This window comes from Cupriavidus sp. WGlv3, from assembly GCF_023952475.1.
Classification (GTDB): domain Bacteria; phylum Pseudomonadota; class Gammaproteobacteria; order Burkholderiales; family Burkholderiaceae; genus Cupriavidus; species Cupriavidus phytorum.
This window is the reverse complement of record NZ_JALHRX010000004.1, coordinates 336,558-362,768: the sequence shown is the minus strand read 5'-3', so window position 1 is coordinate 362,768 and position 26,211 is coordinate 336,558. Positions and strand designations below refer to the sequence as shown.

Here is a 26,211-nt window from a genome sequence, read left to right as displayed (position 1 = left end):
CATTTGGAATTCACTAAGGTCGTGTTCGTCCACGCCGGGGTCCTGGCGCTGGCACCCATGCGCAGGCATGGCCGGGTGCGGCTGGTTCCACCTGCGCGAAGGACGCCTTCCGGATTGATAAAGCAACGAATCCCGGCCCGCCAATACAATCGGCCGGCACAGCAAGGGCTTGCGCCATGGCGCGCTGCACAACCGGCAACACCGTCGGTTTGCACGCCGCAGCGCGGAGCCCGCGTACCACAGGGGACATTCAGATGGATTTGCGTTTCACCGCCGAGGAACAGGCCTTCCGCGAGGAAGTCCGCGCTTTCGTGCAGGAAAAATTGCCGGAAGACATCCGCAACAAGGTGCTCAACCACCAGCGCGTGGAGAAGGACGACTACGTCCGCTGGCACCGCATCCTGCAGGCGCAGGGCTGGGGCGCGCCCACCTGGCCTACGCAATGGGGCGGCACCGGCTGGACCGCGCTGCAGCGCCTGATCTTCGAGATCGAGACGTTCCGTGCCGGCGCGCCGCGGCTGCTGCCGTTCGGGCTGACCATGATCGGCCCGGTGCTGATGAAGTACGCCAGCCCCGAGATGCAGCAGCGCTTCCTGCCGCGCATCCCGGGCGTGGAAGACTTCTGGTGCCAGGGCTACTCCGAGCCGGGTTCGGGTTCCGACCTGGCCTCGTTGAAGACCCGCGCGGTGCGCAAGGGCGATAAGTACATCGTCAACGGCCAGAAGACCTGGACCACGATGGCGCACTTCGCCGACTGGATCTTCTGCCTGGTGCGCACTGATCCCGATGCCAAGGCGCAGGAAGGCATCTCGATGCTGCTGATCGACATGAAGTCGCCCGGCGTTACGGTGCGCCCGATCACCACGCTCGACGGCGGCCACGACGTCAACGAGACCTGGTTCGAGGACGTCGAAGTGCCGGTCGAGAACCTGGTCGGCGAAGAGAACCGCGCCTGGACTTACGCCAAGTACCTGCTCGGCCATGAGCGCACCGGCATCGCCGGCATCGGCCATTGCCACCGCGAGCTGCGCCAGCTGAAGCACTACGCCGCGCAAGCCACCGACGGCGCCGGCCGCCCGCTGATCGAGGACGTGCGCATGCGCGACAAGATCGCGCGCGTCGAGATGGACATCATGGCGCTGGAGATGCTGCTGCTGCGCGTCGCCACGCAGGCCGCCGGCACGCCGGGGCCGGAAGCGTCGATCGTCAAGATCCGCGGCTCGGAGGTGCAGCAGGACCTGGGCATGCTGATGATGGAAGTGGCCGGCCCCAACGCCTGGCCGTATTCGCCGGACTGGCTCGAGCCCGGCGCGACGCAGCCGGTGTCTGGTCCGGAGTGGGCCGCACCGGCCGCCTCCACCTACTACGACATGCGCAAGACCTCGATCTACGGCGGCGCGACCGAAGTGCAGAAGAACATCATCTCCAAGATGATCCTGGGTTTCTGAAGGGATAGCTGACATGGACTTCACCTACAGCGAAGAGCAACAGATGCTGGCGGACAGCCTGCGCCGCTTCATCGATACCGAATACACCTTCGAGGCTCGCCGCAAGAGCGCGCGCCAGGGCGAAAGCCTGGACCGCGGCGTGTGGAACAAGCTCGCCGAAATGGGCGTGCTGGGCCTGACCGTGCCGGCCGACTTCGGCGGCTTCGGCGAAGGCCCCGCCAGCCAGCTGGTGGTGCAGCGCGAGCTGGGCCGCGGCCTGGTGCTGGAGCCGGTCACGCCCAGCGGCGTGATGGCCGCCGCCGTCCTGTCCGCCCACGGCAGCGACGCGCAGAAGCAAGAGTGGCTGCCCGCGATCGCGTCGGGCGAGCGCATCGTCACGCTGGCCTACCTGGAGCCGACCACGCGCTACCGCCCGGAATCGGCCCGCGCCAGCGCCGAGCGCAGCGGCGACGGCTACCTGATCAGCGGCACCAAGAGCGTGGTCTGGCACGGCGCCGCCGCCGATGCCTACCTGCTGACCGCGCGCATCGCGGGCAGCAACGAGATCGCGCTGTTCCTGGTACCGCGCGACAGCAAGGGCCTGACGGTGACCGCCTACCCGACCATCGATGGCCTGCGCGCCGCCGACCTGTCGCTGCAGAACGTTGCCGTGCCGGCCAGCGCGCTGGTGGGCCAGCCCGCCGACGGCCTGACAGCGCTGGGCGTCGGCCTGGAGCACGGCATCGCCGCGCTGTGCGCCGAGGGCGCGGGCGCGATGGAAAAGCTGATCCAGATCACCGGTGAATACCTGGGCACGCGCCAGCAGTTCGGCAAGCCGCTGGCCAGCTTCCAGGCGCTGCAGCACCGCATGGCCGACATGCTGGTGCAGAAGGAGTTGGCGCTGTCGATGGCCTACGTCGCCGCGCAGGCGCTGGACGAGACCGACCCCGCCGCGCGCCGCCGCATGCTGTCGGCCGCCAAGGTGACGGTGGCCCGCGCCGGCCGCTTCGTTGGCCAGCAGGCGGTGCAGCTGCACGGCGGCATGGGCATGACCGACGAGCTGTCGGTGGGCGACTACTTCAAGCGCCTGACCATGCTGGACCAGCTGCTGGGCGACAGCGACTACCATCTGCAGCGTTTTGGCGAAGTGATGGAGGCTTGATTCAAGCGCTGGCGATCAGTCAGAACTCCAGAGGCCGGGCACTTGCCCGGCCTTTTTGTTGCGCGCTCCTCCGCCTAGGGGAAATCCACTAGTCCGTTCCAACGATTCCCGGCCGCGGCGCCGTCACTACCCTGTGTCCACAGGCACGGACGTCGCCGGCCATTCCCAAGGAGCGAGACTGCAATGACATCCACTACACATCGACTGCTGCGCGGCGGCCTGCTGGTGACCAGCATGGCACTGGCCGCGGCATCGTGGGCGAAGGTCACCCCGGAAGACCTCAAGCAGCTTGACGGCAACCTCACGCCGATGGGCGCCGAGCGCGCCGCAAGCAAGGACGGCGATGTGCCGGCCTGGAGCGGCAAGTGGCTGGGTACGCCGCCTCAGGTCAAATACCAACGTGGCGAGCGCTATGCGGACCCGTACGGCGACGAGAAGCCGCTGTTCGTCATCACCGCGCAGAACATGGCGCAGTATGCCGAGCGGCTGACCGAAGGCCAGAAGGCGATGTTCAAGAAGTACCCCGACACCTTCAAGATGCCGGTGTACCCCAGCCATCGCGATTTCCGCTACGAAGACGCGGTCTACAAGGACATCCGCACCTACGCCACCACCGTCAGCATGACCCCCGACGCCAACGGCCTGAAGGATGCGGGACCGCAGGTGCCCTACCCGATCCCGAAGAGCGCGATGGAGCTGCTGTGGAACCAGCGCTTCTCGTCGGCCATCGGCGCGGAGAAGGCGCAGTATGACCAGGCCGTGGTCTATCCCAACGGCTCGATCGCCTGGGGCCGGGTCTCGTACAACATCTTCTCGCCGCGCAATCACGGCAAATTCGACCCGGAAAACAAGCTCAACGACCGCTCCTTCTTCCGCACCGCCACCGACCTGCCGCTGCGCGACCGCGGCCAGGTGATCGTCGGCTATGCGGTGTGGGACCAGGAAGGCTCGGACACCAACCGCACCTGGATCTACAACCCCGGCACGCGGCGTGTGCGCCAGGCGCCGGAATTCGGCTTCGACCAGCCCCAGGGCCCCGGCGGCTTCCGCACCGTGGATGACGACCGCCTCTTCAACGGCTCCGGCGAGCGCTACAACTGGAAGATCGTCGGCAAGAAGGAAATCTATGTCCCGTACCACAACTACAAGCTGCTGAGCGCTTCGGTCAAGTACAAGGACCTGCTGACCAACGGCCACGCCAATCCCGACGTCATGCGCTACGAGCTGCACCGCGTATGGATCCTGGAGGCAACGCTCAAGTCGGGCTTCCGCCACCAGTATGCGAAGCGCGTGCTGTTCCTGGACGAAGATAGCTGGCAGGCCCTGGCCGCCGACAACTACGACGGCCGCGGCCAGCTGTGGCGCACCAACCTGCAGGCTTCGGTGTATGCCTATGATGCGCGCCGCTACTACCCGACCACCACGTTCTACCATGACCTGATCTCGGGCGCGTACCTGGCCGACCGCCTGACCAACGAAGGTCCGATGCCGAAGCTGAACAACAGCCCGGAGTTCAGCGAGGCCTTCTTCTCGCCGGACGCGGCGCGCGGATCGGGGACCTGACCGGGTCGTGATCCCTGGCCGGGCGAGGTTTCGTCCGGCCTGATTTTTTTGGCTGTCCCCTCCCCACTCCCCTTTCGCCACAGGCCGCGCGCCTCACCGTCACGGCTGGCGCCGGCATGGCCAAGCGCCATGACCACCGCCCCTCCACGCTCGCCTTCCCACTCGTACCAGTCCGGGCCGTTCCATGCGATGGCCAAGCCCAGCGGATCCGATTGCAACCTGGACTGCGCCTATTGCTTCTACCTGGAAAAAGCCGCGCTGTATGAACCGGGCGCCGGCGAACGCAAGCGCCGCATGCCGGACGATGTGCTGGCCGCCTATGTGCGCAACTACATTGCGTCGCATCCCCCGGGCGCCGAAGTCGTCTTCACCTGGCAGGGCGGCGAGCCCACGCTGTTGGGCCTGGATTTCTACCGCCGGGCGGTCCACCTGCAGCAGCAGTTGCGCGCAGGACGGTCCATCCGCAACAGCTTCCAGACCAACGGCCTGCTGCTGGACGACGAATGGTGCGCCTTCTTCGCCAGCCACGACTTCCTGGTGGGCCTGTCGCTCGACGGCCCGGCGGAAATCCACGATGCCTACCGCGTCTCGGCCGGTGGCCAGCCGACCCACGCGCTGGTGATGCGCGCGCTGGCAACACTGCAGGCGCATCACGTCCGCCATAACGTGCTGGCCTGCGTCAACCGCCGCAGCGCGGCGGAGCCGCTGCGGACCTACGAGTTCCTGCGCGCCCACGGCGTCAGGCATATTCAGTTCATCCCGGTCGTCGAGCGCCGCCCCAGCGCGGCCGACAGCGCCATCGGCCTCACGCTGCATGGCCCCGGCGGCAAGGTGCTGGCGCAGGCCTTGCCGGGTGCCGCAGGCAGCGTGACCGAATGGTCGGTCCCCTCCGGCGGCTACGGTGACTTTCTCAATGCCATCTTCGACGTGTGGGTGCGCCGCGATGTCGGCACCGTCCACGTGATGAATTTCGAATGGGCGCTGGCGAATTACATGGGCGAGCCGGGCGCTGCCTGCCATCACCAGCCGACCTGCGGCCGGGCCGTGGTGGTCGAGCACAACGGCGACGTCTATGCCTGCGACCACTACGTCTATCCGGCGTACCGGCTCGGCAATCTCGGCACCGCGTCGCTGGCGCAGATGGTCGACTCAGCGGCCCAGCATGCGTTTGGCCAGGACAAGCTGCGCTCGCTGCCGCGGCAATGCGTGGGCTGCAAGATGCTGAAGGGCTGCTGGGGCGGCTGCCCGAAGCACCGCTTCACCACGACGCGGGACGGCGAGCCCGGCTTGAACTACCTGTGTGACGGCTATTACCGCTTCTTCGGCCACGTGGCGCCGTACCTGCGCACCATGTCCGAACTGATCCGCGCTGGCAGGCCGGCCAGCGACATCACCCGCGCCGTCGTTCTTCGTGCGCCGGCCACGCCGTAGCGAGGCGCTTGCACAGCGGCCGCGGGCGGCCTCCGCCGCTAGCGCAGGTCGATCGAGACCTGTTCGATGCGCCCGCCGCTGAAGGCATAGCCCGGCAGCGCGTCCGCGGGATAGTCGCCCGCGGCCGAACCATGGTCGATGCCGACATCGAAGGTCTCGTCGATGGTGTAGAAGCCAGGCGGGCTCGCTGGCAAGCGGCCCCTGCCCGCGGGCTTGCCGTCGACCAGCAGCTGCACGTCGGCGCCCCTGGCATAGCCGCCGCCGTCATAGCGGAAATCGAAGCGCAACTGGTGGCGCCCGGCGGTCAGCGGCGCCGGCCCGCGCAGCGTCACGGTCTTCAGGTTGAACAGGCGGTAGCTGAACACCGGAACGCCGGCGCCGTCAAGGTAGAGCGACCATCCCGCGCTGTGGCCGCCCAGCGTGGCGATCACGCCGCGCGCGCGCTCACCGGCATCGACGGTGGCCGATACGCTCCACGAGCGGTTATAGGTCTTGGGCAAGGCCGACTCGGGCACGCCGACCACGCCCTGCCTGAACGTCATGCTGGTGCGGCCCGCTGACAACGACGGCAGCGCCCCGGCCTGGTTCGGCGACATATTGCGCAGCGGCAGCACCTGGTTGCGCTGTGCCTCGCGCTGGAACAATGCCTGCATGCGCGCCAGCCGCACTGGCTCGCGCTGCGCCACGTCATGGGCCTGCGAGAAATCGCTGTTCAGGTCATAGAGTTCCCATTGGTCGTCCTCGAACTTCTTCTGGCCATAGTCGATCACGGTCCACGGGCGGCGGCTGTGGAAGGCCGACGCCATCCAGCCATCCTGGTAGAGGGCGCGATGGCCGAATACCTCGAAGTACTGCGTGGTATGGCGCGTCGCCGCCCCGGCATCGGCGAAGCTGTAGAGCAGGCTCACGCCATCCATCGGCTTCTGCGCGATGCCGTTGACCCCCGCAGGCGCCGGCAGTTTTGCGGCTTCCAGGATGGTCGGCACGATGTCGTTGACGTGTCCGAACTGGCTGCGCAGCCCGCCGCGCTGGGCGGCATGCCTGGGCCACGTGACCACCATCGGATTGCGCGTGCCGCCCAGGTGAGACGCCACCGCCTTGGTCCATTTGAACGGCGTATCCAGCGCCCAGGCCCAGCCGGCGGGATAGTGCGGATAGGTGCCGGGCCCGCCCAGCGCGTCGAGCTGCGCCAGCCGGGCGGCATCGCTTTCGGGCAGCCCCTGCACCGGCGCAAAGTAGCTGGCGCTGCCGAGCAGGCCGCCTTCGGCGCTGGCACCGTTGTCGCCGACGATGTAGAAGAACATCGTGTTGTCGAACTGCCCGTTCGCCTTCAGCGCCTCGACCAGCCTGCCCACCTGCGCGTCGGCATGCGCCAGGAAGCCGGCATAGACCTCCATCAGCCGCGAGGCGACCCGCTTCTGGTCCGGTGTCAGCGTGTCCCACGCCGGCAGGTCCGGCATGCGCGCGGTCAGCTGCGTATTGGCCGGAATCACGCCGAGCGTCTTCTGTCGCGCGAAGATCTCTTCGCGCAGCCGGTCCCAGCCCTGGTCGAACTTGCCGCGGTATGCCTCGATCCATGCCTTCGGTGCCTGCAGCGGCGCGTGCGCGGCACCCGGGGCGAAGTACAGGAACACGGGCTTGTCCGGCGTGACCGCGTGCTGCACGCGCAGCCAGTCAATCGCCTTGTCGGCAAGGTCCGCGGTGAGGTGGTAGTCGCGCCCGGGCGGGCGCATCACCGGCGTGGTGCCGTCATAGAGCGAAGGCTCGTACTGGTCGGTTTCGCCGCCATGGAAGCCATAGAAACGCTCGAACCCTTCGCCGGTCGGCCAGCGGTCGAACGGGCCGCTTGGCGACAGCTCCCAGTCCGGGGTCTGGTGCCATTTGCCGAACGCCGCGGTGTTGTAGCCGTTCTGGCGCAGCACCTCCGCGATGGTGGCGGTGTCCTTGGTGTGGAAGCTGCTGTACCCCGGGCGCTCGTCGGCAACGTTCGCCACCGCGCCGATGCCGGTCGCATGCGCATTGCGCCCGGTCAGCAGTGCCGAGCGGGTGGGCGAGCAGATCGCCGTGGTATGGAAGTTGTTGTAGCGCAGGCCTTCGCGCGCCAGCGACTCCAGCACCGGCGTCTGCACCGGGCCGCCGAAGGTGGACGCCGCACCGAAGCCGACATCGTCGAGCAGCACGATCACCACGTTGGGCGCGCCCGCAGGCGCCTTGACCTGGTAGGCCGGCCCGCGGTCGGCACCGGCAAGCGCCGGGCCCTGTTGTGCGTGGGCCGGCATGCAGGCCGGCGTGGCGGCCAGCGCCAGGCAAGTGGTGATGAACTTCCGGGAAAATGGCATAGGCGTCCTGCGATATCGTTGGCCGGCGCGGCGGCGCGTCACTGCCGCCGCGCATGGTTCGGGCATGGCTACCGCATTGTTCCCACCGCGCCACGCCGCGGGCATCGTCCGCCCGGACTATCCGGCCCGGCGGACGGGATGCCGCCTGGGGTTGTCGTCAGTCCCGCCGCACCAGCTGCGGCATCGCGTAAGTCCCGTCGACCAGCGGCGCGGTCGGGCCATAGAAGCGTGCCGCCAGCCTGAACGGCCCTTTGGCCGGCAGCGGCATCCAGTTGCGCGCCTGGGCCGCGTCGGATGGCTTGTCGTGCTGGAAATAAAGCGTGAGCTTGCCGTCCCGCACCGCGAACTGGCCGGCCGCGACCTGGTAGCTGGTCACGCTGTAGCGGTCGATCGGGTTGTCGACGAAGTAGCCGTTGTCGTCGTAGACCGGCAGTTCCCAGAACTCGGTGACCGGCGGCAGGTTGTTCATGTCCAGCGTCATGGTGTAGCGCCGGCCGCTGTCCAGCGGCTTGCCGTGCGCGTCGGTCATGGCGTAGGCGATGGTGTGCGACTGGTATGGCACGGGGCTGCCCCAGGCGATGTCCGCGGCGCCGGCCCTGACCTTGTAGTCGTTGGGGTCGTAGAACAGGCTGCTCTGCAGTTTCCATCCGTTCATGTCGACCTGCGCCGCGCTGAATGCCGTGCGTGCCTGCGCGCGCGCGGCGTCGAAGCCCCGTTGCACGGCGCGGCGCTGCGCGGGCGTGAGCCGCTGCGGATCGAACTGCACGCCCTTGCGCAGGCCCAGTGGCGCCAGCGCGCGCAGGGTCTCGCGCTCGGTCACCGAGTCCCTGCGCTGGGTCAGGGTGTCGTCGTTGATCACCAGGCTGGCCAGCTGCAGGTAGTCGGTCGCGGTCATCGATTTGGCCACATCCGGAATCTGCGCCATGCGTGCGAAGGTGCGGTAGTTCGCCGGCTGCGTCGGCACCTCGTCCAGCGGCACCGGCTTGCCGCCGTTGCGTTGCCAGTGCTCCAGCGGCTCGACACTGACGCCGTCCATCAGCCGGTGCGCGGCCGCGAAGTCGGCAGCGTCGCGCGTGGTGATCGCCACGCGCAGCGTGATCGAAAACGCGTTGGAAGGCGCCCGCACCACCTCCGTGCCGCGGAATCCCGCCGGCAGCGTGCCCTTCCAGTCCGGCCCGACGATCAGGTAGCGCTGCGCCGCGTTGCCGGTGAACTGGCTGCCCACCATGAAAAACCAGTCGGCGTACTGGTCCAGCGCCTGGATGCTCCAGTAGCGGCCATCGTCGACCCTGGGCGAGGTCACCACCACCGGCTGTTGCGACAGGTCGAAGAAGCCGCCCGAATACAGCGTCGAGGCGTTCGGGGTGGTGGCAAAGCGCTCCCTGGCGGTAAAGAGCTGGCGGTTCTGCGCCAGGCGGTTGATGCCGCGGTAGGCCGGCATCTGCTGCGCCTGCGTGAAGACGTAGCGCAGCTCGTAGAAGCCGGTCTGCTGCAGGCCCCAGAAGTAGGCCTGCCGGGTCAGCGCTTCGATTTGTGCGGGCGTGATGCGGGCATCGATGCCAGCGGGGGGTAGTGGTGCCGGCGCCGGCGCGGACCGGGCGTGGGACTGCAGGCAGGCGAGGGCAAGGGCAAGGACAGCGATGCGGGCGTGCCGCATCCAGTTGGCGTACATCGGCAGGCTCCTTGAGCAAAAGAAGGCGGCACGCTGCGCCGCCACGCATGCCAGTGTCCCGGCAACGCCGACGGCCGACATCGTCTGCCTGAGCAAGAGGCCTCTACTACAAATAGGGGTGGCGCCGCGACGCGGCACGTGCCTGGCTCAGCTGAGCGACACGACGCTGTTGAGCAGCGTGCGCACCAGTTCCGCCTGCCGCGTGACGCCCGCCTTCTGGAAGACCGCGCGCAGATGGGCGCGTACGGTATTGGTCTTGACCTTCAGCGCTTCGGCCGCGGCCTCCAGCGAAGCGCCGTTGGCCATCAGCAGTGCCAGCGATGCCTCCGTCGGCGTGAAGTCGAACAACTGGCGCAAGACCTCGACCGAGGTCTGTGCGCTGCACGCCGGGTCGCGGATCACCACCACGCAGGCCGGGCACCACTTGTTCTCGTCCGACCATTCGCGCATCGGGATGGCGCGGATCAGCACCTCCAGCCGCCCCGTGCGGGAAGGCCTGGCCAGCGACATCGCCTCCACCATGGGCGCGGCGGCGCCGTCATCCTGCGTGACCGAGATCGAATCGATAGAGCGCCTGACCAGCTGTCGGAAGCGGCCGCGATCACGCGTATCCGCAAACTCGAACTTGCCGCCGCGCAGGCGGATGCCGTCGTTCTCGCCCAGCAGCGTGCGCGCGGCCGCATTGGCCTTGAGCACCATGCCCTGGTCGTCCAGCAGCACCATGCCGATCAGCATGCGGTCCACCGCATACTCGTAAAGGCCGCGCTCGGACTCGGCCACGTCGATGCGGGAATACAGGTCGACCGCGCGCTTGATATGCGGCAGCAGCGCCACGCAGACGGCCTGGTCCTTCTCCGAGAAGTCGTGCGCGTCATGGCCCCGGCACAGGCGGAAGCGGCACACCACGCCGTCGGCGGTCTGGATATCCGCGCCGAGCACATAGCGCATGTCCAGGTCCTTGAGCAGTTCCTGGTAGATGGGGCTGCGGCACCATGCCTCGGCGCCGACGAACCTGTCCACCGTGGTCACCATGCCCGGCGGGAGGTCGACAAACGGGTCCAGCGAGTGATAGTAGCTGTTGTACGTAACGCCTTGCCGCCGGTAGGTCTCCCGCGGCGGCATGTTGAACATCGAGCCGGGGCGGTCGAACGTGGGCGGGCGCAGGACCAGGGTCGCCGAGCAGGCGTTGAGCAGGACACGCACGGACTCGAGCGCGCTGGACCAGGGCGCTTCCTCGAGCGGCCCCCGATAGATGGCGTCGAGCAGTTCGCCATACTGCGCTACGGAAAAGCTCGCCAATGCATAGATTGACGGCTCGACCAAGTGCCCGGTAGTCGCCATCAACTTGTCCCTCTCGTGTCCAGGTAAAAATTTGCCGACGGGATTGTTCCACGCACGCCGTGGCGAGCGCTATTGGCGTTCACCCGAAGGCATGCCGGCATCCCCGCCCCTAATCCCTCCTCGCCCCCTCGTTCCCCTCGCCCCCGCATCGTCCATGTCGGCAGGGGCCGTCTACTCCATTCCGAGGTGGTGCGCCGACGGCGCCCCCGCATATCGTCTACCGGCACAACCTCGCCTGGAGATTCCGTCAATGCGTCCACCAGCACCTTCCCGGCTGAAGGCCGGCGCCCTTGCCTGCCTTGCCCTGCTTTACTCGACCGTGACCGCCCCGGCACACGCCGGCACCCTGCCGGATGCCAGCGGGCTGACCCTGCCGCTTCCCGACATCAAGACGACCCCCGGCATCATCGGCCACACCTTCAAGGACTCGACCGCGCCGGCGCGCCAGTGGCAAAAGGCCCCGGCGGGTGCGCCGAATGTGGTGGTGGTGCTGCTTGACGATGTCGGCTTCGGCGCCGCCGGCACCTTCGGCGGCCTGGTCCCCACGCCGGCACTCGATGCACTTGCCAGCCGCGGCCAGCGCTACAACCGCTTCCACACCACGGGCATGTGCTCCCCCACGCGCGCCGCGCTGCTCACCGGCCGCAATCCGCACGCGGTCGGCTGGGGCGTGGTCAGTGAACTGAGCACGCCGTACGACGGCTATCTTGGCTACATCCCCAGGAGCGCCGCCAGCGTCGCGGAGATCCTGCGGCAGCACGGCTACGCCACGTCGGCATGGGGCAAGTGGCACAACACTCCGGTGTGGGAGTCATCCTTCAACGGGCCGTTCGACCACTGGCCCACCGGGCAGGGCTTCGAGCGCTTCTACGGCTTCCTTGGGGGCGAGACCGACCAGTACGAGCCCGCGCTGGTCGACAACACCGCACCGGCACGCCGGCCCGACCGGGCCGGCTACCACCTGACCGAAGACCTGGCCGATCACGCCATCGACTGGATGCAGCAGCAAAAATCGGTCGCGCCGGACAGGCCCTTCTTCGTGTACTGGGCACCCGGCGGCACGCACGCGCCGCTGCAAGTGCCCAGGCCATGGATCGATCGCTTCAAGGGACGCTTCGACCAGGGCTGGGACAAGGTGCGTGAAGAGATCTTCGCGCGGCAGAAAGCGCAAGGCGTGGTGCCCGCCGATGCCGTGCTGACACCACGGCCGAAGGAGTTGCCCGCATGGGACGGCCTTTCCCCCGATGAAAGAAAAGTCGCGGCGCGCCTGATGGAAACGTATGCGGGCTTCCTGGCCCATACCGATGCCCAGGTAGGACGCCTGGCCGCTTCCCTGCAACGCATGGGGCAGTTCGACAACACGCTCTTTGTCTACATCGTCGGCGACAACGGCGCCAGCGCCGAAGGCGGCCTGCATGGCCACTTCCACGAGATCGACAGCTTCAACGGCGTCGCCGAGGATCCCGCCGTCATAGCCGGGCGCCTCGACGATATCGGCAGCCCCGCCTCCCTGCCGCACTACGCCTCGCCGTGGGCGTGGGCCATGAATACGCCCTTCCAGTGGATGAAGCAGGTCGCTTCCCACCTTGGCGGGACCCGCAATCCGATGGTGATCAGCTGGCCGGCTCGGATGCGTTCGCCGGGCGGACTGCGCTCCCAGTTCAGCTATGTCAGCGACCTGATGCCGACCATCCTGGAAGCGGCACGGATTCCCGTGCCGAAGCAGGTCAACGGTGTCGCCCAGCAGCGCGTGGATGGACAGAGCCTGCTCTACACCTTTGATGCCCCTGAAGGCCCTGATGCCTCGCCACGCCGCCGCACCCAGTATTTCGAGATGGTCGGCAACCGCGCGATCTACCAGGATGGCTGGATGGCATCGACCCGGCCGGCGCACATGCCGTGGAACGTCATGGCCAGGGGCCCGAACGCGCTGGGTACCGAGCGGTGGGAGCTCTATCACCTCGACAAGGATTTCACGCAGGCGCATGACCTCGCCGCGCAGCATCCCGCCAAGCTCCGGCAGTTGCAGCGGCTGTTCTGGCAGCAAGCAGCCAGCAACAAGGTCCTGCCGCTGGACGACCGCTTCGCCGAGCGCCTGTCCCTGACCAACGATGCCGGACAGGCGCAGTTGCGCCCCAGCCTGACCGCGGGACGCAACCGCTTTGTCTACTACCCGGGCGCGGTCGGCATCAATGAAGCCAGTGCGCCAAACCTGAAGAACCGCTCCCACACCATCACTGCAAGGGTGCGGGTGCCCGCCGCCGGCGCGCAGGGCGTGCTTGCCGCGCAAGGCGGTTCCGGTTCAGGCTGGGCACTGTACGTGAACGAGCGCGGGCTGCCCGTGTACACCTATGTGTTCGCCGGCAAGCGTACGACGCTGAGCAGCGACGTGCGCCTGCCAGCAGGGGATGCCGAGGTTCGTGTGGACTTTGCCTATGACGGCAAAGGGCGCGGCAAGGCCGGCGTGGCAACGCTGCTGGTCAACGGCCGCCCCGCGGGCCAGGCCAGCATCGAGCGGACCGTGCCGGCGCTGTTTTCGATCAGCGAGCCGTTCGATGTTGGCACCGACAGCCAGTCACCGGTCGGACTATCCGCGCGACTACCGCTTCGCCGGCGAAATCGACAACGTCACGATTGACCTGCGCTAGTCCACCTCGCTCCCGCCGCCGGGCGCGGCGGGAGCGCGGATCAGAACGGATCCGAACGGATCCGAACGGGTCAGAACGTCAGCGGACGCTGCACGGCATCGAGGCCGCCGTCGATGAACACCACATTGCCGTGCATGTAGGCCGCTTGCGGCCCGCACAGGAAGGCGATCAGCGCGGCCACCTCCTCAGGCTGCGCACGGCGGCCCAGCGGCGGCAGGAAATCGCGGATGGCGTCTCCATAGCGGGGATCGTTCAGGCCGGCCTGCAGCAACGGCGTTTCCACCGCGCCCGGCGCCACCACATTGAGGCGCACTCCGGCCCTTCCCCACGCCGCCGCCCGCTGCCGCGCCGCGGCAGTCACCGCATGCTTGGAGCTGGCGTAGGCGATGTATCCGGCCTGGTCGCGCGTGGCTTCGGCCTGCGCGGCGGCGGCCAGCATGGCCAGCACGCCGGCCTCGTCACCGGCGAGGTAGGCATCGCGCAGCGGGCTGCCGTCCCATGACTGCAGCGTCGCCGAGTTCGAAGACACCACCACGGCGCAAGGCTGCGTGCCCTCGCGCAGCGCGTCGAACCAGCCATCCAGCAACGCCACCACGCCGAAGTAGTTGACCGATGCCACCAGCGTGGCCGGGTCGACATGCGGGCCCAGGCCGGCGCAGCAGACCAGCTGGTCGATGCGGCCGCCCGACTGCGACAGCACGGCATCGATCGCCGCGGCGCGGCCCTGCGTGGTGGACAGATCGGCCTGCACGTCGGCATCGCGCAGGTCGACGCCGATCACGCGGCAGCCGTCGGCCAGCATCCGCCGGCGCACCGCCGCGCCCATGCCGGAAGCGGCGCCGGTAATGACCACGGTTCTCATGGTCAGTCCTCGAACACGTGGCGCAGCGCCGGCGGCTCGATGTTGCCCGGGTTCATCTCGACCACGCGCCGCGCGACGCTGGACGGCCGCACCTGCTCGACGTCGGTATAGAACTGCTGGTACCAGTCGCGCATCTGGTACATCGGCCCGTCGCCTTCGCACAGCAGCGGGTTGTCGATGCGGATCTTGTTGTCCCAGATCGCCACGTCCTCGTAAAACGCGGCGCGGGCCTGGTCGACATAGGCCTGCGCCATGGCGCGGTTCTGTTCATCCGACAGGCCGGGGACCTTCTTCACCAGCACGCCATAGCGCAGCACGAAGCTGTTCAGGTCGATCGGCACATGGCAGTTCAGCAGCACCGAATGGATCTCCTGGTCGCCCATGCGGCCGCTCATGTCGGTGATGTGGTAGGCCGGACCGAAGTACGTGGACAGCGCCGTCAGCTGCGAGTCGCCGGAGAGCCGCGCGCTGCGCCCGATCATCAGCTGCGTGGCCTTGTGGTCTTCGAACAGGTTGGCGAAGTAGTCCACCGGCGCGCCATGGACGGTGCCGAAATGCGCCATGTCGGAGATATTGTCGACCAGCTCGCGGCAGTTGGTCTGGATCACCATCTCGTCCATGGCCCAGTCGGACCACTCGTCGGAGAAGCAGGCATCGATGCGCGGGATCGCCACTTCCGGCGGTGCCGGACGGCCTTCGGGATCGTGCCAGATAAACAGCAGGCGGTTCTGCTCGCAGGTCTCCCAGGCACCGATGCGCGCCTTGGGCGGCACCCGCTTGCAATAGGGGATGGACTTGCAGCCGCCGTCGCCGCCCCATTGCCAGCCGTGGAACGGGCACACCAGGTTGTCGCCCTGCACGGTGCCGGTGCTGAGGTCGGCGCCCATGTGCGGACAGTGGCCGTCGATCACGCGGATGGCGCCGGTCGAGTCGGCAAATGCCGCCAGGCGCCTGCCGAAGATGTCCAGCGTGTGCGGCTTGCCGTCGCGGTAGCTGTCGGCCAGGCCCAGGCAATGCCAGCCGCGCGCGTAGCGGGCCTCGGGCGGGCGCGATTCGATCTTGTAGCCTTGTACGCTCATGGCGTCTGTCTCCTTGAAATCCCGTGGGACCTTCAAGATAGGGGCGTCGGGCCCGGCCCTCATCGTCCCATCGGACTACTGCAGCGCAACCATGCGGGTCAGCGCCGGGTCGTTGCCGGGGCCATGCACGCAGCTGACCCCGGCGGGGTCGTAGATGCGCGCGACGCAGCCGTTGCAGCTGTCGCAGGCCGAGCGCCGCAACGTGCCGGCGCGCCAGCCGGCGACCAGCGCCGGGTCGTGGATCAGCGCTCGCGCCAGGGCGACGGCGTCGAAGCCCTCCCCCATCAGCTGCGCCACGTTGTCGAGCGACTTGACCCCGCCGATATAGGCCAGCGGCATCCGCACCGCCTGCCGCACCACGCGCGAGGCTTCGAGGAAATACAGTTCGCGGAAGGCCAGGTCGCGCGGCGTGCGCTGTTCCAGCATGGTGATGCCCAGGCGCGCCAGCGCGGTCGGTGCCGCGGCCTTCATCTGCGCGGTCGGCATCGGGCTGCCGAACAGCGCCCACGGGCTTTCCACGTTGCGGCCGCCGCTGAGGGTCAGCAGGTCGGCGCCCCCGCCTTCCAGCAGGCGCGCGGTCAGCGCCGAGTCGGCGGGCTGGTTGCCGCCCGGCACGCCGTCGCTGACGCTGAGCTTGCAGCACACCGCAAGGTCGGCGCCGACCGCATCCTTCACCCGGCGCAGCACCGCGGCCGGAAAGCGGGTCCGGTTCTCCACGCTGCCGCCGAAGCCATCGCGCCGCCGGTTGCTCAGCGGCGACAGGAACTGGTTGAGCAAGTAGCCGTGTCCCATGTGGATTTCGACCGCGTCGAAGCCGGCGTCGCGCGCCAGCCGCGCCGCCGCGGCAAACTGGCCGGCCACGCGCTCCATGTCCGGCGCGCGCATGGCGCGCTGGAAATACACGCCGTGCATCATGCCGAAGGCATTGAGCCCCGACGAGGCACTGCCCGGCGCCCGGCTGCCGCCGTGGCGCATGGTGGTGAACGAGCCCGCGTGCGTGATCTGCAGGCAGGCCGCCGCGCCTTCGCGATGGACCGCGTCGGTCAGCACGCGCAGGTGCGGCACCTGCTCCGCGCGCATGCTGAGCTGGTGCGCGAAGGTCAGCCCGTCGTCGGCGACCGCCGCGTAGGCCACCGTGGTCATGCCCACGCCGCCCGCCGCCATGGCGCGGTGATGTTCGACCAGCGCCCGGGTCGGCAGGCCTTGCGGCGTCATGCCTTCATTCGCGCCGGCCTTGATAAAGCGGTTGCGCAGCGTCAGCGGGCCGAGGCGAAGCGGCGTGAAGGCCGGCGCCGCGGAGGTCTGGGTCCCGGGCATGCAGTCTCTCCGGTTGCGATGATCAGACCGCGTCTGACTTCAGACCATGCGCCACCGGCCCCGACTCTGCGCCGCTGGCAGCCCCAACTGGTCTGGCGGCCGCGCCCCTGGCACGGGCCCGCTCTTCCTGCTCCACGCCGAGCCACGCTGCCAGCGCCGGCAGCAGCGACACCGCGCCGAACAGGTTCACCAGGAACATGAACGCCAGCAGGATGCCCATGTCGGCCTGGAACTTGAGCGCGGCAAAGGCCCACGTGCCCACGCCGATGCACATCGTCAGCGCCGTGAACAGCGCCGCCGAGCCGCGCTGGCGCATGGCCTCGGCGAACGCCTGCGGCAGCGCCTGCCCTTCCTCGCGGATCTGGTGCTGGATGCGCTCGTACAGGTAGATGCCGTAGTCCACGCCCACGCCCACGCCCAGCGTGATCACCGGCAGCGTCGACACCTTCAGGCCGATGCCCAGGCGCGCCATCAGCGCATTGCACAGCACCGACACCAGCGTCAGCGGCACGATGATGCACAGCACCGCGCGCCACGAGCGGAAGGTCAGCAGGCACAGCAGCGTGATCGCGCCGAAGATCGCCAGCAGCATCGCCACCTCGGCCTCTTCCACCGCCTCGTTGGTTGCCGCCATCACGCCGATATTGCCGCCCGCCAGGCGGAAGGCCACGTTGGGGGTCTTGTCGCTGGCCTCGAAGCGGCGGATCTCGCGGATGATGTGGGCGATGGTCGCGCCTTCGTGGTTGGCGGTGTAGATCAGCACCTGGATCGCCTGGCAGTTCGACGTATTCATGCCGTTGTCCGGGTCGAAGGCCTTGGCACCCTGGCTCAGGCCGGCGCTGTTGCGCGGCAGCGCCTCCCAGCGCGGATTGCCCTCGTTGTAGGCCCCGATCACCACCTTGGCCAGCGACGACACGCTGACCACCGACTGCACCCCGGACACGCCGCGCATATGCATCTCGAAGCGCTCCACCGCGCTCATCACCGGGTAGTGCAGGCAGCCATCGTCGAAGCCGGTGGGCTCGACCACCACGGTGAGCGCATCCGAGCCGATGTTGTACTGGCTGACGATGCTGGCGCTGTCGCGGTTATAGCGCGAATCCGCGCGCAGCTCCGGCGCGCCGGTGCCGACATCGCCGATCTTCAGGTCGCGCGACTCGATCGCGCCGTAGGCCAGCAGCGCCAGCGCCGCGACGAACACGCCCAGTGCCGGCGCCGGCCGCGCCAGCGCGCCGAACCTGTGCCACAGGCTGCCCTGTCCCGTTGCGTGCGATGCCCGCGTTGCCCGCGCCAGCGCCGAAGGCTCCAGCCGCGTGTACGACAGCAGGATCGGCAGGAATACCTTGTTGGTCACGATCATCAGCAGCACACCCAGGCAGGCGGTGATGCCAAGTTCGCGCACGATATCGATCTCGATGCGCATGATCACCATGAAGCCCAGCGCATTGGTCAGCAGCGCCACGGTGCCGGGGATGAACAGCTTGCGGAAGGCCGCGCTGGCGCTGTCGAGCGGGCCGTGTCCCTGCGCCACCTCCTGCTTCCACGCATTGGTCATCTGCACCGCATGCGAGACCCCGATCGAGAAGATCAGGAACGGTACCAGGATCGACATCGGGTCGATGCCGTAGCCGAGCAGCGGCAGCAGCCCCAGCAGCCAGGCCACCGGCAGCAGCGCCACCACCAGTGCCAGCGCGGTGATGCGCAGCGAACGCGTGTACAGCCACAGCAGCAGCGCGGTGACGGCAAAGGCCAGCGCGAAGAAGCCCATCACGCCGGCGATGCCGTCTTCGACATCACCCACCAGCTTGGCGAAGCCGACGATATTGACTTCGACATCGGTGCCGCCGAACTGCGCGCGGATTTTCTCGAGCTGGCGCGCCACCGAGCCGTAGTCGATGGTCTTGCCGGTAGCCGGGTCGGTCTCGCGCAGTTCCGCGCGGATCAGCGCGGACTTCAGGTCATTGCTGACCAGCCGGCCGATCTGGCCGGAGCGGGCCACGTTGCGCCGCACCTTGTCGAGTTCGTCCGGCGCGCCAGAAAAGCGCCCCGGCACCACCACGTCACCGCGAAAGCCGGCTTCGGTGACCTCGGTGTAGCGCACGTTGGGCGTGAACAGCGAGAACACGCGCGAGCGGTCCACGCCGGGGATGAAGAACACTTCATCGGTGGCGTGGCGCAGCTTGTCCATGAAGGCGGCGTTGTAGATGTCGCCGTCGCCCTTCCAGCGCAGGCTCACCAGCACGGTGTTGGCACCGGAGAAGGTGCTCGCGTACTTGGTGAACACCTGCATGTACGGATGCTGCAGCGGGATCATCTTGTTGAAGCCGGGATCGAGCCGCAGGCGCGTGGCGGAAACGCCCAGCGCCACAGTCACGGCCAGGCACAGCAACAGCAGCAGGCGGCGCCGGCGCATCAGCACGCCGGCGCAGGCGTCGACGAAGCGGCCCAGGCGGCCGGGGGATTGGGGGCGGGTCATGATCGTTCTCGCGTCCGGTCGGTCGGGTTCAGGGATTGGCGGCGAGCGTGGCGCCGGCCAGGCCGCCATTGCCGCCGAGCGCCAGCGTGTCCTTGGCGGTGGCGGCCAGCGCGGCCAGGGTCTGCGGGCTGCCCGCCGGCAGCGCGGTGAAGCGGCGTCCGCCGTCGGCGGACATCACCAGCACGCCGCCCTGCCCGGCCAGCACGATGCGGCCGTCGGCAAGCTCGGCGCCGCCGAAGAACGAGGTCCTGAGGCCGGTCTGCGCCGCGCGCCAGGTGGTGCCGAAGTCTTCGCTGCGCAGGGCGTTGCCGCGCATGCCGTAGGCCAGCCAGGCGCCGTCGCGCAGCGGCAGCACGCCGTACAGCGAGCCTTCATAAGGGGTCTTGACCGGCTCCCACTGGCTGCCGCCGTCGGTCGAGCGCAGCACCAGCCCGGCCTCGCCGACCAGCATCAGCCGCCCCTGCCCGTCGCTGGCGATGGCGTTGAGGTGGCGGTCCTGCATGGCCTTGCCGCCGGCCTCTTCCCAGTGCCGGCCCTGGTCGCGCGACATCAGGAAACGGCCGAAGCTGCCCACCGCGAACCACGGCCCGCTGGCCTGGGCCAGCGCGCCCAGCAGGGGGTCGGACGATTCCGAATCGAACGCAACCTGCTGCCAGTGCGCGCCGCCGTCTTCGGTGCGCAGGATCTGACCGCTGTGGCCGACCGCGATGCCGCGGCGGCTGTCGGCAAAGGCCACCTGCGTCAGCGTGGCGCCTTGCGGCTTATCCACCGCTGCCGGGCGCCAGCTGCGCCCCAGGTCATCGCTGAACAGGATCTTGCCGCGCTCGCCGACCGCGATCAGGCGCTCGCCGGCGCGGGCGATGCCGTTGACCTGCAGGCCGTCCGGGCGCAGCGCAGTGGCCGGGAACGGCGGCAGCGGACGCGGCGCGAAGGCCCATACCGCGGTGGCCAGCACGGCCAGCGACATGGCGATGCCGAGCAGTCGTTTCATGATGTCTCCTCCGGGTTGGAGTGATGTTGTTTGTTTGCTCCCCTCTCCCGCTGGCGGGAGAGGGGCCGGGGGAGAGGGCAGGCGCCGGCATACCGACGCACTTCACTTCGTCGATGCTCCCGCCCTCTCCCCCGCCCCTCTCCCATAAATGGGAGAGGGGAGAAAACCAGCGGTTCCTACAGGACGTCGAACAGCGCCGCCGCCCCCATGCCGCCGCCGATGCACATCGTCACCACCGCCTGCTGCACGTCGCGGCGCCGGCCTTCGATCAACGCGTGCGCGGTCATGCGCGCGCCCGACATGCCGAACGGATGGCCGATCGAAATGGCGCCGCCGTTGACGTTCAGCCGCGCATCGGGGATGCCCAGCTTCTGCTGGCAATACAGCACCTGGCAGGCAAAGGCTTCGTTCAGCTCCCACAGGCCCACGTCGGCCACCGTCATGCCATGGCGCGCCAGCAGCTTCGGCACCGCGAACACGGGGCCGATGCCCATCTCGTCCGGCGCGCAGCCGGTCACCGCCATGCCGCGGTAGCGCCCGAGCGGTCGCAAGCCGCGGCGGCGTGCCTCGTCGGCGCTCATCAGCAGCACCGCGGCGGCGCCGTCGGACAGCTGCGAGGCATTGCCGGCGGTGATGTGCTCGCCCGCGGCCACGGCCTGCCCGCCGCTCCAGACCGGCTTGAGCGCCTCCAGGCTGGCAGCGGTGGTGTCGGGCCGGTTGCATTCGTCCTGCGCCAGCCGCACGGTCTCGTGACCGGTCAGCGCGCCGGCCTTGTCGAACAGCGCGCGGCGCGTTTCCAACGGCACGATCTCGTCATCGAAGGCGCCGCGCCGTTGTGCTTCGGCAGTGCGCTGCTGGCTGCGCCAGGCGTAGGCGTCCTGCTCGGCGCGGCTGATGCCGTAGCGGCGCGCCACCACCTCGGCGGTCTCGATCATCGCCATGTAGGCCGCCGGCTGGCGCGCCAGCACCGCTTCGGACTGGGCGCGATAGCTGTTCTTGTGCTTGTTCTGCGTCAGCGAGATCGACTCAGCGCCGCCGGCGACGATGATGTCGGCCTCGCCGCATTGAATCGCGCGCGCACCGGCCGCGATCGTCATCAGGCCGGAGCCGCACATGCGGTCCATGGTCATGCCCGGCACGCTGTCGGGCAGGCCCGCCGCCACCGCGCTCAGGCGGCCCAGGTTGTAGCCCTGGGTGCCCTGCTGCGCGGCCGCGCCGATCAGCACATCGTCGACCTCGGCCGGGTCCACGCCGGCGCGCTCCACCACCGCGCGCACCACGTGGCCGCCCAGCACCGGGGCTTCGGTATCGTTGAAGGCGCCGCGGAAGGCCTTGCCGATGGGAGTGCGCGCGACGGCGACGATGACTGCGTCTTTCATGCTGTGGGTTCCTGTTCAGAAGTAGTAGCGGCTGATGGTCTCAGCCACGCAGGCGGGCTTGGGCTCGCCTTCGATCTCGACGGTCATGCGCACCACCGACTGCACGCCGCCATCCAGGGTCTCGGCCCGCACCACCTCGCCCACGCCGCGCACGCGCGCGCCGACGCGCACCGGCGCCGGGAAGCGCACCTTGTCGCAGCCGTAGTTGACGCCGAACTTCATGCCCTCGACGGCGACCAGTTCGGGCAAGAACTGGTTGACCAGCGCCAGCGTCAGGTAGCCGTGCGCGATGCAGGCACCGTAGGGACCCTGCGCGGCGCGTTCGGGCTCGACGTGCAGCCACTGGTGGTCGCCGGTGGCATGGGCGAACTGGTCGACCTGTTGCTGGGTGATGCGGGTCCAGGCGCTGGCGCCGAGGTGGTGGCCGACGGCGGCGTGGATGTCTTCGGCGCAGCGGAAGATTGTTGGCATTGCTGTTTCCTCAAGCCCTCTGACTACTGACCGGCAGCACTTCCCCAGTCATATACGACGCATAATCACTGGCCAGAAACACCATCACATTGGCCACCTCCCACACCTCCGCCGCGCGCCCGAAGGCTTCGCGCTCGCTCAGCTGCCGCAGCAGGTCCGCCGGCGCCGACTTCTTCAGGAAGTCGTGCAGCGCGATGCTCGGCGCCACCGCGTTGATGCGCACGCCAAACTCGGCGGCCTCCATCGCGCTGCAGCGCGTCAGCGCCATCACCCCGGCCTTGGCCGCGGCGTAGTGCGACTGCTCCTTCTGTGCCCGCCATCCCAGCACCGACGCGTTGTTGACGATGGCGCCGCGGCCGCGCGCCTGCATGTGCGGCAGCATCGCGCGCGTCATGCGGAAGGTGCCGGTAAGGGAAATATCGATGACGCGCGACCACTCGGCATCGTCCATATCAACTAGGCGGCGCGAGCCGCCCAGGCCGGCGTTGTTGATCAGCACGTCGGTGCCGCCGAGTGCCTCTTCCGCCGCGGCCACCAGTGCGCGCACCTGCGCTTCGTCGGACACATCGCAGAGTTGGCCATGGATAGCCTGCAGCCCGGTTTCCGCGCGCAGGCGTTCGACCGCCTCGTCGAGCCGCTTGGGATGGATGTCGGAGATCATCAGCGCGCGGCAGCCCTCCTCCGCGCAGCGGCGCGCGGCAGCGAAGCCGATGCCGGCGCCGGCGGCGGCGGTGATCAGCACGCTCCTGCCGGCGAGCAGTTGGTGGCCCGGCACATAGGCCGGGGCGCTGGGGGTTTCTGCATGAAGGGTCATGACCGTCCTCTGGCCTCGCGCGGCATGCCCAGCCCGCGTTCGGCGATGATGTTGAGCTGGATTTCGTTGGTGCCGGCGTAGATGGTGTCGGCGCGCGAGAACAGCGCCATCTGCTGCAGCCGCGTGCGGCGCGTGTCGGCCGGGTCCAGCACGTTGGCAAGCGGGCCCAGCACGTCCAGTGCCAGCTGCCCCAGGTCGCGGTGCCAGTTGGACCAGTAGTACTTGTAGATCAGCGCCTCGCGCTGCAGCGCGGTGCCGCCGTCCTCGCTTGCCTGGGCCGCACCGGCCAGCATGCGCAGCGCGTTGGCGCGCATCACGCGCAGGCCGGCCCAGGCGCGCGCGATGCGCTGGCGCACCAGCGCGTCACGGCTGCTGCCGTTGTCGCGCGCGGCCTGCGCCACCCATTCCAGCTCATGCGTGAACTGCATCTGCTGGCCGAGCGTGGAAATGCCGCGCTCGAAGCCGAGCAGCGCCATGGCGATACGCCAGCCGTCGCCGGGCTCGCCCAGCACGTCGGCGGCCGCGGCGCGCGCGCCGTCGAAGAAGACCTCATTGAATTCCGCCCCGCCGCCCATCTGGCGGATCGGGCGGATTTCGATGCCAGGCTGGTCCAGCGGCAGCATCAGGAAGATCAAACCCTTGCTGCCGCGCGAGCCGGGCTCGCAGCGCGCCAGCACGAAGATCCAGTCGGACTCATGCGCGAGCGAGGTCCATACCTTCTGCCCGCTGACCAGCCAGTCGCCGCTGGCGGCATCGCGCACCGCGCGCGTGCGCACGTTGGCCAGGTCCGAGCCCGCGCCGGGCTCCGAATAGCCCTGGCACCAGAACGTGGTGCCGTTGCGAATGCCGGGCAGCAGGCGCGCCTTCTGGTCCTCGGTGCCGAAGGCGATCAGGGTCGGGCCGATCAGCCCCTCGCCGATATGCCCCATGCGGCCCGGACCGCCGGCGCGCGCGTATTCCTCGTGGAAGATCACCTGCTGCATCACCGGCAGTTCGCGCCCGCCCTGCGCGCGCGGCCAGCCCAGCCCGGTCCAGCCGCCCTCGGCGAGGCGACGTTCCCATGCCTTGCGCAGCTGAGGATAGGCTTCTTCGTCGCCGGGGCCGCCGCGGTGTTTCAGGCATTCGAATTCGCCGGCCAGGTTGTCGGCCAGCCACTGCGCCACCTCGGCCCGGAATGCCGACTCTTCATTCGCTTTCATGCTGTCCTCCATGCCTGCGGGCCGTTGGCGGCGATGTAGGCAAGCGCGACGCCGGCGCCGCCCAGCCAGTGGCTGGCGGCCTGCGCGCGCTTGAAATAGAGCTGGGGGTCGTATTCCCAGGTGAAGCCGACCCCGCCATGCAACTGGATCGCATCCTGCGCGCCGAAGCGCAGCGCCTCGTCGGCCGCGACGGCAGCCGCGGCGATCTCGAGGCGCGCGTCGGGCATGGCGCCCGCCTCCCACGCCTGCGCCGCGCCATACACCGCCGAGCGCGCCGCCTCGACCTGCACCATCATCTGCGCGCAGCGGTGCTTGACCGCCTGGAACGAGCCGATGGCGCGGCCGAACTGGATGCGCTCGGCCACATAGGCGACGGTCAGGTCCAGGCATTGCTGCGCGGCGCCGAGCTGCTCGGCGGCCAGCATCAGCTTGCCGTGCCACCACGCCTGGGCCAGGCCCTGGACGGCGGCGTCGCCGCGCGCCAGGCAGGCGCTGGCGGCAACGGCCACGCCGTCGAGCCGCAGTGACGCCAGCGGCCGCGTGCGGTCGAGCGTGTCCAGCGGCGCAATGGCGAAGCGCGCATCCTGCGCCAGCGCGGCGGGCTCCAGCAGGAACAGCGCCGGCTCGCCATCGTCGAGCCGCGCCGGCACCAGCAGCCAGTCGGCCCCGGCGGCATCGGCCAGCTGGGCGGCGCTGCCGCGCAGCACGAAGCCGTCCGCTCCTGCCTGCGCAGTGACCGGGACACCGTCGTAGTGCCAGCCGCCATCGTCCGGCAGGACCGCCGCGGCGCGGCACTCGCCCGCGGCCAGCCGCTCCAGCCACGGTCCACTGTGGCCGACGCTGCCCTGCAACCATGGCGCCACCACGCATGCCGTCGACCAGAACGGCACGCACGCCAGCCGCTGGCCCAGCTGCTCCTGCAGCAGCACCAGCCCGGGCGCACCCAGGCCTGCGCCGCCCACGGCCTCAGGCAGCGCGATGCCGCACCAGCCAAGCTCGCCCGCAATCGCTTGCCACAGGGCGTGGTCGTGAGCCGGACCCGCCTCGGTCACGCGCCGCACCGCCGCCGAATCGCTGTGCGCGGCGAGGTAGTCGCGCGCGCTGTCGCGGACCATCTGGTGTTCGACTGAGAAGGAGAAGTCCATGGCCGTCGCGCTCAGCTGCCGTAGACCGCCTGGGGCGGCTGCGCCTGCGCCAGCAGCCCCGCCACCGCCGCACCCACTTCGGCCGGTTGCCAGCGCCCGCCCTTGTCGGCCTTCGGACCGGTGCGCCAGCCGTCTGCCACCGACACCATGCCGCCGGCCGCCTCGAACATGCGCCCGTTGACCTGGGCGGAATCCGCGCTGCCCAGCCACACCACCAGCGGCGCAACGTTGGCCGGGTCGTAGTAGTCGAAGCCGCCTTCCGGCGCCTTCATCATGTCGGCGAACACGTCTTCGGTCATGCCGGTGCGCGCGGCCGGCGCCAGCGCATTGGCAGTGATGCCGTAGCGGCCCAGTTCCGCCGCCTGCACCAGCGTCAGCGCGGCAATGCCGGCCTTGGCGGCGGCGTAGTTGGACTGCCCCACCGAGCCTTGCAGGCCTGCGCCGGAGCTGGTGTTGATGATGCGCGCATCGACCGCACGGCCGGCCTTGGCCGCATCGCGCCAGCGCCGCGCCAGCAGGTTGGCCAGGCAGAAGTGGCCGCGCAGGTGCACGCGCATGACATTGTCCCAGTCGGCCTCGGTCAGGCTGACGAACATGCGGTCGCGGCAGATGCCGGCGTTGTTGACCAGCACGTGGACCTCGCCATAGGCCTCGACCGCGGCATCGACGATGCGCTGCGCGGTGGCCAGCTGCGTGATGTCGTCATCGCTGGCGAGCGCACTGCCGCCGGCGGCGCGGATCTCCGCGCAGACCGCCTCGGCCGCGTCGCGCCGGATGTCGTTGACGACCACGTTGGCGCCCTCGGCGCCGAAGGCCAGCGCATAGGCACGGCCCAGCCCGCCGCCGGCGCCGGTGATGATGACGGTGCGTCCCTTGCAGATTCCCATGGCGCTCT

The 26,211-nt window shown here is 69.0% G+C and carries 19 protein-coding genes; 5 read left to right on the top strand and 14 right to left on the bottom strand.

The features are described from left to right. Positions 1-254 precede the first annotated feature (254 nt). From MKD38_RS10560 to MKD38_RS10545, 4 genes are all read left to right on the top strand, one after another. Positions 255-1,448 (top strand): acyl-CoA dehydrogenase family protein, encoded by a 1,194-nt coding sequence (locus MKD38_RS10560; RefSeq protein WP_252676574.1) that lies wholly within the window; start codon positions 255-257, stop codon positions 1,446-1,448. 13 nt (positions 1,449-1,461) lie between these two features. Then, a complete protein-coding gene (locus tag MKD38_RS10555) occupies positions 1,462-2,589 on the top strand; it encodes an acyl-CoA dehydrogenase family protein (protein ID WP_252676572.1) in 1,128 nt (375 codons plus the stop codon). Between the two features lie 183 nt (positions 2,590-2,772). Continuing rightward, on the top strand, positions 2,773-4,152 hold the full coding sequence (locus tag MKD38_RS10550) for a DUF1329 domain-containing protein (protein WP_252676570.1): 1,380 nt from the start codon (positions 2,773-2,775) through the stop codon (positions 4,150-4,152). Between the two features lie 129 nt (positions 4,153-4,281). After that, a complete protein-coding gene (locus tag MKD38_RS10545; protein ID WP_252676567.1) occupies positions 4,282-5,583 on the top strand; it encodes an anaerobic sulfatase maturase in 1,302 nt (433 codons plus the stop codon). A gap of 38 nt (positions 5,584-5,621) precedes the next feature. Here the strand turns inward: MKD38_RS10545 and MKD38_RS10540 are convergent, their stop codons facing one another. From MKD38_RS10540 to MKD38_RS10530, 3 genes are all read right to left on the bottom strand, one after another. Next, complete coding sequence (locus MKD38_RS10540; protein WP_252676566.1) at positions 5,622-7,922, bottom strand: arylsulfatase; 2,301 nt, start codon at positions 7,920-7,922, stop codon at positions 5,622-5,624. A 157-nt stretch (positions 7,923-8,079) separates the two neighbouring features. Continuing rightward, the gene (locus MKD38_RS10535) at positions 8,080-9,594 is read right to left on the bottom strand and encodes a DUF1254 domain-containing protein (protein ID WP_252676564.1); all 1,515 of its coding nucleotides are present in this window, start codon (positions 9,592-9,594) and stop codon (positions 8,080-8,082) included. A 147-nt stretch (positions 9,595-9,741) separates the two neighbouring features. Next, on the bottom strand, positions 9,742-10,935 hold the full coding sequence (locus MKD38_RS10530) for a helix-turn-helix transcriptional regulator (protein ID WP_252676562.1): 1,194 nt from the start codon (positions 10,933-10,935) through the stop codon (positions 9,742-9,744). Positions 10,936-11,185: 250 nt separating this feature from the next. Here MKD38_RS10530 and MKD38_RS10525 point away from each other — a divergent pair, with 250 nt between their 5' ends. Next, positions 11,186-13,573, top strand: coding sequence for an arylsulfatase (locus tag MKD38_RS10525; RefSeq protein WP_252676560.1), 2,388 nt, complete (start codon positions 11,186-11,188; stop codon positions 13,571-13,573). Between the two features lie 80 nt (positions 13,574-13,653). Here the strand turns inward: MKD38_RS10525 and MKD38_RS10520 are convergent, their stop codons facing one another. The 11 genes from MKD38_RS10520 to MKD38_RS10470 all read right to left on the bottom strand — a co-directional run bounded on the left by MKD38_RS10520 (position 13,654) and on the right by MKD38_RS10470 (position 26,203). Continuing rightward, a complete protein-coding gene (locus MKD38_RS10520) occupies positions 13,654-14,445 on the bottom strand; it encodes an SDR family oxidoreductase (RefSeq protein ID WP_252676558.1) in 792 nt (263 codons plus the stop codon). Between the two features lie 2 nt (positions 14,446-14,447). Further along, positions 14,448-15,524 carry a 3-ketosteroid-9-alpha-monooxygenase, oxygenase component gene (locus MKD38_RS10515; protein ID WP_252676556.1) on the bottom strand — a complete coding sequence of 359 codons (1,077 nt, stop codon included), beginning with the start codon at positions 15,522-15,524 and terminating at the stop codon, positions 14,448-14,450. Between the two features lie 75 nt (positions 15,525-15,599). After that, positions 15,600-16,841: an NADH:flavin oxidoreductase gene (locus tag MKD38_RS10510; protein WP_252676554.1), complete on the bottom strand. Its 1,242-nt coding sequence runs from the start codon at positions 16,839-16,841 to the stop codon at positions 15,600-15,602. A 22-nt stretch (positions 16,842-16,863) separates the two neighbouring features. Further along, on the bottom strand, positions 16,864-19,317 hold the full coding sequence (locus MKD38_RS10505) for an efflux RND transporter permease subunit (RefSeq protein WP_252676552.1): 2,454 nt from the start codon (positions 19,315-19,317) through the stop codon (positions 16,864-16,866). A 28-nt stretch (positions 19,318-19,345) separates the two neighbouring features. Continuing rightward, a complete protein-coding gene (locus tag MKD38_RS10500; protein WP_252676550.1) occupies positions 19,346-20,308 on the bottom strand; it encodes a WD40/YVTN/BNR-like repeat-containing protein in 963 nt (320 codons plus the stop codon). A 176-nt stretch (positions 20,309-20,484) separates the two neighbouring features. Continuing rightward, a complete protein-coding gene (locus MKD38_RS10495; protein WP_252676548.1) occupies positions 20,485-21,687 on the bottom strand; it encodes an acetyl-CoA C-acyltransferase in 1,203 nt (400 codons plus the stop codon). A 15-nt stretch (positions 21,688-21,702) separates the two neighbouring features. Further along, positions 21,703-22,158, bottom strand: a complete 456-nt coding sequence (locus MKD38_RS10490) for a MaoC family dehydratase (RefSeq protein WP_252676545.1) — start codon at positions 22,156-22,158, stop codon at positions 21,703-21,705. Between the two features lie 10 nt (positions 22,159-22,168). Then, positions 22,169-22,972, bottom strand: a complete 804-nt coding sequence (locus tag MKD38_RS10485; protein WP_252676543.1) for an SDR family oxidoreductase — start codon at positions 22,970-22,972, stop codon at positions 22,169-22,171. Continuing rightward, the gene (locus MKD38_RS10480; protein WP_252676541.1) at positions 22,969-24,171 is read right to left on the bottom strand and encodes an acyl-CoA dehydrogenase family protein; all 1,203 of its coding nucleotides are present in this window, start codon (positions 24,169-24,171) and stop codon (positions 22,969-22,971) included. The genes MKD38_RS10485 and MKD38_RS10480 overlap by 4 nt, the downstream gene beginning before the upstream one ends. Further along, entirely contained in the window at positions 24,168-25,316 is a 1,149-nt protein-coding gene (locus tag MKD38_RS10475; protein ID WP_252676539.1) for an acyl-CoA dehydrogenase family protein, read from the bottom strand. Before MKD38_RS10475 ends, MKD38_RS10480 begins: the two co-directional genes overlap by 4 nt. A gap of 11 nt (positions 25,317-25,327) precedes the next feature. Continuing rightward, complete coding sequence (locus MKD38_RS10470) at positions 25,328-26,203, bottom strand: SDR family oxidoreductase (RefSeq protein WP_252676537.1); 876 nt, start codon at positions 26,201-26,203, stop codon at positions 25,328-25,330. Positions 26,204-26,211: the final 8 nt, after the last annotated feature.

What these genes read in the sequence shown, in the direction of transcription:
- MKD38_RS10500 (WP_252676550.1), bottom strand. Translation starts at nt 20,308, where the DNA reads ATGAAACGACTGCTCGGCATCGCCATGTCGCTGGCCGTGCTGGCCACC.
- MKD38_RS10540 (WP_252676566.1), bottom strand. Translation starts at nt 7,922, where the DNA reads ATGCCATTTTCCCGGAAGTTCATCACCACTTGCCTGGCGCTGGCCGCC.
- MKD38_RS10475 (WP_252676539.1), bottom strand. Translation starts at nt 25,316, where the DNA reads ATGGACTTCTCCTTCTCAGTCGAACACCAGATGGTCCGCGACAGCGCG.
- MKD38_RS10490 (WP_252676545.1), bottom strand. Translation starts at nt 22,158, where the DNA reads ATGCCAACAATCTTCCGCTGCGCCGAAGACATCCACGCCGCCGTCGGC.
- MKD38_RS10470 (WP_252676537.1), bottom strand. Translation starts at nt 26,203, where the DNA reads ATGGGAATCTGCAAGGGACGCACCGTCATCATCACCGGCGCCGGCGGC.
- MKD38_RS10550 (WP_252676570.1), top strand. Translation starts at nt 2,773, where the DNA reads ATGACATCCACTACACATCGACTGCTGCGCGGCGGCCTGCTGGTGACC.
- MKD38_RS10480 (WP_252676541.1), bottom strand. Translation starts at nt 24,171, where the DNA reads ATGAAAGCGAATGAAGAGTCGGCATTCCGGGCCGAGGTGGCGCAGTGG.
- MKD38_RS10530 (WP_252676562.1), bottom strand. Translation starts at nt 10,935, where the DNA reads ATGGCGACTACCGGGCACTTGGTCGAGCCGTCAATCTATGCATTGGCG.
- MKD38_RS10495 (WP_252676548.1), bottom strand. Translation starts at nt 21,687, where the DNA reads ATGAAAGACGCAGTCATCGTCGCCGTCGCGCGCACTCCCATCGGCAAG.
- MKD38_RS10545 (WP_252676567.1), top strand. Translation starts at nt 4,282, where the DNA reads ATGACCACCGCCCCTCCACGCTCGCCTTCCCACTCGTACCAGTCCGGG.
- MKD38_RS10515 (WP_252676556.1), bottom strand. Translation starts at nt 15,524, where the DNA reads ATGAGCGTACAAGGCTACAAGATCGAATCGCGCCCGCCCGAGGCCCGC.
- MKD38_RS10525 (WP_252676560.1), top strand. Translation starts at nt 11,186, where the DNA reads ATGCGTCCACCAGCACCTTCCCGGCTGAAGGCCGGCGCCCTTGCCTGC.
- MKD38_RS10510 (WP_252676554.1), bottom strand. Translation starts at nt 16,841, where the DNA reads ATGCCCGGGACCCAGACCTCCGCGGCGCCGGCCTTCACGCCGCTTCGC.
- MKD38_RS10560 (WP_252676574.1), top strand. Translation starts at nt 255, where the DNA reads ATGGATTTGCGTTTCACCGCCGAGGAACAGGCCTTCCGCGAGGAAGTC.
- MKD38_RS10520 (WP_252676558.1), bottom strand. Translation starts at nt 14,445, where the DNA reads ATGAGAACCGTGGTCATTACCGGCGCCGCTTCCGGCATGGGCGCGGCG.
- MKD38_RS10555 (WP_252676572.1), top strand. Translation starts at nt 1,462, where the DNA reads ATGGACTTCACCTACAGCGAAGAGCAACAGATGCTGGCGGACAGCCTG.
- MKD38_RS10485 (WP_252676543.1), bottom strand. Translation starts at nt 22,972, where the DNA reads ATGACCCTTCATGCAGAAACCCCCAGCGCCCCGGCCTATGTGCCGGGC.
- MKD38_RS10505 (WP_252676552.1), bottom strand. Translation starts at nt 19,317, where the DNA reads ATGACCCGCCCCCAATCCCCCGGCCGCCTGGGCCGCTTCGTCGACGCC.
- MKD38_RS10535 (WP_252676564.1), bottom strand. Translation starts at nt 9,594, where the DNA reads ATGTACGCCAACTGGATGCGGCACGCCCGCATCGCTGTCCTTGCCCTT.